The following is a 5,097-nucleotide window of genomic DNA, read 5'->3' as shown; positions in this document are numbered from 1 at the left end:
TAATTCATATATATGGTACAAATTATATAATTCTTTATTATTTATTTTTATCTTCTATTCATTTTTGTATCCAATAATTTATATTTAATTCACTTCTATAAACCTATATTATAAAAAAATCATAATAAATATTCTTGTATTAAAATATTTTATTATCTTATTTAGTACCTTACATTATAACATAAAAAAGAAGTCTTCACGACTTCTTTTTTATGTATATATATCTTAAAATAAAATATATAGTTTAAATATTAATTTATACTTTATAATATTTGAATTTGGAATACTAATATAGCTATTAAAGTACCTAAAAGTGCACCTGCAACAGTTTCCCAGAAAGTATGTATTTTCCCTTCTATTCTACTTTGTGCAACCAATACTGCCATTAAATATGCTAAAGTTGAAGTCACAACTTTCTCCCACATAAAAGTAATGGCTGTAGCCATAGCAAATGCTAATGCTGTATGTCCACTTGGCATTCCACCTTTTAGTGGTGTTCCTGTTGATGTTATAGCTTTTACAACTACGACTGCTATTAACACTAAAACTATACAAATTAATGTTAAATGGAGTTGTGATTGTCTTATTGTATTTAATACATGATAAGATATTTCCGTTAATTTATCATAAAATATTAAATACCCTACTACAAGTGAGTTTAATGCTGCTATTAAAACTCCCCCAGCAGCCACATCTTTAGCAATTTTAGCAAGAGGATGGTATTCATCAGTTATCATATCTATAGTTTTTTCCACAGCAGTGTTAAACATTTCAGCTATTACAACTAAACTTATTGCGAAAACTAAAAATATCATTTCTATTTTTTCTAAACCCAAAAATAAACTAGCTATAAGAATTAATACAGCTATAAAATAATGAATTTTCATATTCCTTTCAAATTTAAAGGTATATATTATTCCTTCTATCGCTGCATTAAAAGCTTTAATTATACCTTGACGAGCTTTAGTTTTTTTCATAAAGCTTACTCCCTCGTTATGTTTAACTTATTAAGTATATACTCTTCCTTTTCTCTCATTTGCTTTGTATTTTCTTCTGTATCATGGTCATATCCTAAAAGATGGAATGTACTATGGCAAACTAAAAAGCAAACTTCTCTTTCAAAACTATGATTATATTCTTTACTTTGCTCAAATGCTTTTTCTAAGGATACAACTATATCACCTAATGATTCTTCTTCTAACTCTATATCAAATTCATCAGTTAACATAGGGAATGATAATACATCTGTAGGTCTATCTATACCTCTAAATTGTTTATTTAACTCATGTATTTCCTTATTGTCTACAAAAGATAAACTTACTTCATAATCATCATCATATCCTTCATAGTCTAAACACTCTGTTATTATATCTTTTATTTTCTCAATTAACTCTTCACTTACACTTAGTTTATCTTGTCTGTCATCTATTATAAGTTCCATCTTTTCACCTTTTTTCCTTTGTTTTATATTACTTTTTCTTATTATTTTTATCTTGTTTTTTAATTTTTACTTTTTCTTGTCTTTTATCATAATTATCATAAGCTACTATAATTCTTTGAACTAATGCATGTCTAACAACATCTCTTTGAGTTAAAGTTATACTTCCTATACCTTCAACACCTTTTAAAACATCTCTTGCATGAATTAACCCACTTTTCTTATTTTCTGGTAAGTCAGTTTGAGTTAAATCTCCTGTTACTACTGCTTTAGATCCAAACCCTAATCTAGTTAAAAACATCTTCATTTGCTCTTTTGTTGTATTTTGAGCCTCATCTAATATAATAAATGCATTATCTAAAGTTCTTCCCCTCATAAAGGCAAGTGGGGCAACTTCTATTAATCCTCTTTCTAGATATTTATTAAATTTATCAGCACCTAACATATCAAACAATGCATCATATAATGGTCTTAAATATGGATCAACTTTATCTTTTAAATCCCCAGGTAAAAATCCTAAGTTTTCTCCTGCCTCAACTGCAGGTCTTGTCAGGATAATTCTACTAACCTCATCTCTTTTAAATGCTTTTACTGCCATAGCTACTGCTAAATATGTTTTACCAGTACCTGCCGGACCTATCCCAAAGGTTATATCATTATTTTTGATTAAATTTATGTATTCTTTTTGCCCTAATGTTTTAGGTTGAACAGCTTTTCCCTTTTGTGTTAATACAATAGTATCTTCTAGCTCTTTTATTTTATCTTCACTTCCTTCTAATAATAAAGATAGTGAATAAGAAATACTTTGCTTATCTAGCTTTTTACCATTTGATACACTTTGGTGAAGCTCTGTCATAAGTTTTAATGCTTGATTTACATTTTTTTCTTCTCCCATTAAAACTATATTACCTTCTCTTAAAATAACATCTATTTTTAAAGTTTCCTCTATTAATTTAATATTTTCATCGAAATTTCCAAATAACTCTCTTTCAAAAGTTTCTTCTTTAACTATGAAATTCTTTTGTACTATCATTTATATAGTCCTCCTTAGTTAATACAATAAATTATTGATTATCATTTTGTTTATTAGAGTCATCTTCTTTATTGTCAGTATCTTCAAATTCGTTTCTAATATCATTTATAGGTCTTTTTTCTGGGTTAGATGGTTGAACTTCTTCTCCTTCTTTAGGGGTATTTTGCTCTCTAATCATATTCTCAGCTTCTGCTTTACTTAAAGAATATATATTAGCTATGTTCTCAGATGTTTGTACTGTTATTGTATATTCTAGCATATTTTTATTAACATTATAATTATGTTTAGAATCTATTATTCTTGCAGATGCAGGTATAGTATAATCTAGTTGTTTTAAAGTTTTCTCTTTTAATTCTTTTTTAACCTGTTCTTTATCTTTTTCTACTTTTTTATCTTTAGTTTCATAGAATGTACTCACTTTTATTCTTAGTGGGAATGTATAATTTCCTAAAGACAACTTATACTCATTATTTTCAATAGTATAATTATTATACTTTATACTTTTTCTTATAGTATATTCATTATCATAAAAACTTAAAGTATATATATTTTTTTTATTACCAGTTTTCTCTTTAACTATTTCTTCATAGCTTGCACTATTAGAAGCTTCATAAAATGTAGTTGCCCATACTTCCGGAATTGATTTATTGTTAGATCCACTTACTAAAATATCTCCCTTTCTAACTATATCACCTTTATTAACTACAGAATTTCCACTTCTTGCTATTACCTTTTCTATTATACCATCTTTCTTAGCAATTATATTACAATAATTTGATTGTTCTACTGATTTAAGTGTCTCTGCCTTTTTTGTTACGGTTACAAATATATTAGTTCCCTTTACATTTATTGAAAGATAAGCTACTTCATCAAACTTTAACATTACATGGTCTCTTATTTCTTTTCTATCTATACTTTTTTTATAAACTCCTGGCTTTAATCCAGCTTCATATAGCTCTTTTCTTATTTCATCCTTTTTAATTCCTTCAGGAACTTGTATATATATATCAGTTACAAATTGAGACGTCATAATAAGTAAAAATAATGATATAATAGCACATATCCACATAGCTTTATTTTTATATACTCTTTTTAATATAAATGGTATCCCTGTACTTTGTTTTATCTTTACATCAAAATTACTGCCTCTATATACATTTTTAAATGCTTTAATATCTTCTCTATCTAAGTTAAATTCAATCTTTGTACTACTTATTTTCTTTACATTATATACTTTTATACCATTTCTCATTAAATGATTTAAAAATTTTTCTACCGAAACGCCTTCTACAGTTATAACATAGTATCCTCTTATATAACTTATCACTTGTATATCCTCCTAATCTACATACTCAATACTGTATATAATTCCCTTTATACCTATTTCTCCTTCTGTAATATATTTTAATAAAAGCTTATCTCCTAAGATTTTAATTGTTTTAGCTTTCGTTTTTACTCTTATTAAATTATTTTCATATTCTAGTATCGATAAATAATTTTCTACACTTACAAATGTATTTCCTATAGTTGTCACAGTTGGTTGATTTACTTGTAAATCATTAGAAATCTCTAACATTTATCCACCTCCACAATACATTTTCATCACTTATTTTTAGCATAATATAGTATATATCTATCGTATTATTTCATAATATAGTATATATCTATCGTATTATTTTAGTGCATAAGTTCTATAGTCAGATTATATATACTAAATTTTAATATATATGTAAACTTCTACTAGATTAAGAATAAAATAAATTAATACTTCTTATAATTTTTTAGAAAGGATGGTTATATGAAAAATGACTTAATATTTATAGTTCAAAAATGTATATGCATTGATTTTCTAATTAATGCAATAATATCCTCTAATATATATAATCATTTAAATTTTCTTACTGATTTAAAAAAAGAAAATTTAAAAAATATAAAGGTCATGTGTAATTTATATAAATGTACTTACAATGATGAGCTTTTACTGAAAAACACCCCTAGTATAAGATTAGATAAAAACATAGAAAATAATCTAAATACACTTCTTCTGTACAGTCTAGATATATTAACTAAGGTTGATATATTAAAAAAACAATATTCTCAATCTTATTATAAAAATATATTTAAAGGTCTATATGATAGCTACTTTAATTTAATATCTTATATTAACTGTTTTTGTCCCCTATCATCTAATACTTATGCTAATGTTGATAATATTGAAAATAAATATTTAAATTTAGGTGAATCAAATAATTTTCCAATATTCTTTAAAATTTTAAATTCTTCTATTAATAAGCTCCAATTCAATAATAAAATTAATTTAATTAGAGACATTTGCATAGAAGCTATCTATTTATTTTTTTCTTATTCCATAACTGATGATTTAATTGTAGATGAGTACTATGAAATTTTTTTTGAAAATAATCCTGAAAATAAATTTTATCAATTTTTCTTTAAATTAGATGTTGGCTCTTTCAAGGTACGTATATATGATAAATCTCTAGTAGTATTTTATATTTATCAAACACCTAAAAATATAATAAATATATTTCCACCTCTAAATAAAGATAATAGTAAATTACTTGTAGATATGTATTTAGAAGAAAAGTTTAAAGATGATTTTAATAAT

The 5,097-nt window shown here is 25.1% G+C and carries 6 protein-coding genes; 1 reads left to right on the top strand and 5 read right to left on the bottom strand.

Annotated features, from left to right (window positions below; all coding sequences use genetic code 11):
• Nucleotides 1–263 precede the first annotated feature (263 nt).
• From G3997_RS02230 to G3997_RS02210, 5 genes are read right to left on the bottom strand one after another with little or no spacing between them, the layout of a single operon-like run.
• Nucleotides 264–977, bottom strand: coding sequence for a diacylglycerol kinase (locus G3997_RS02230; protein ID WP_296647405.1), 714 nt, complete (start codon nucleotides 975–977; stop codon nucleotides 264–266).
• Between the two features lie 5 nt (nucleotides 978–982).
• Nucleotides 983–1,441, bottom strand: a complete 459-nt coding sequence (gene ybeY, locus G3997_RS02225) for an rRNA maturation RNase YbeY (RefSeq protein ID WP_296647402.1) — start codon at nucleotides 1,439–1,441, stop codon at nucleotides 983–985.
• Nucleotides 1,442–1,469: 28 nt separating this feature from the next.
• Complete coding sequence (locus tag G3997_RS02220; RefSeq protein WP_296647399.1) at nucleotides 1,470–2,471, bottom strand: PhoH family protein; 1,002 nt, start codon at nucleotides 2,469–2,471, stop codon at nucleotides 1,470–1,472.
• 31 nt (nucleotides 2,472–2,502) lie between these two features.
• Complete coding sequence (yqfD, locus tag G3997_RS02215) at nucleotides 2,503–3,798, bottom strand: sporulation protein YqfD (RefSeq protein ID WP_296647396.1); 1,296 nt, start codon at nucleotides 3,796–3,798, stop codon at nucleotides 2,503–2,505.
• Between the two features lie 12 nt (nucleotides 3,799–3,810).
• Nucleotides 3,811–4,047 carry a YabP/YqfC family sporulation protein gene (locus G3997_RS02210; RefSeq protein ID WP_296647394.1) on the bottom strand — a complete coding sequence of 79 codons (237 nt, stop codon included), beginning with the start codon at nucleotides 4,045–4,047 and terminating at the stop codon, nucleotides 3,811–3,813.
• Nucleotides 4,048–4,269: 222 nt separating this feature from the next.
• Here G3997_RS02210 and G3997_RS02205 point away from each other — a divergent pair.
• Nucleotides 4,270–5,097 (top strand): hypothetical protein (locus G3997_RS02205; RefSeq protein WP_296647391.1); only part of this gene is annotated, 828 nt, incomplete at its 3' end.

This window comes from Romboutsia sp. 13368, assembly GCF_018336475.1.
Taxonomy (GTDB): Bacteria; Bacillota; Clostridia; order Peptostreptococcales; family Peptostreptococcaceae; genus Romboutsia.
Note: the sequence above shows the minus strand (reverse complement) of the source record. Positions and strands in the feature narration are given on the sequence as shown.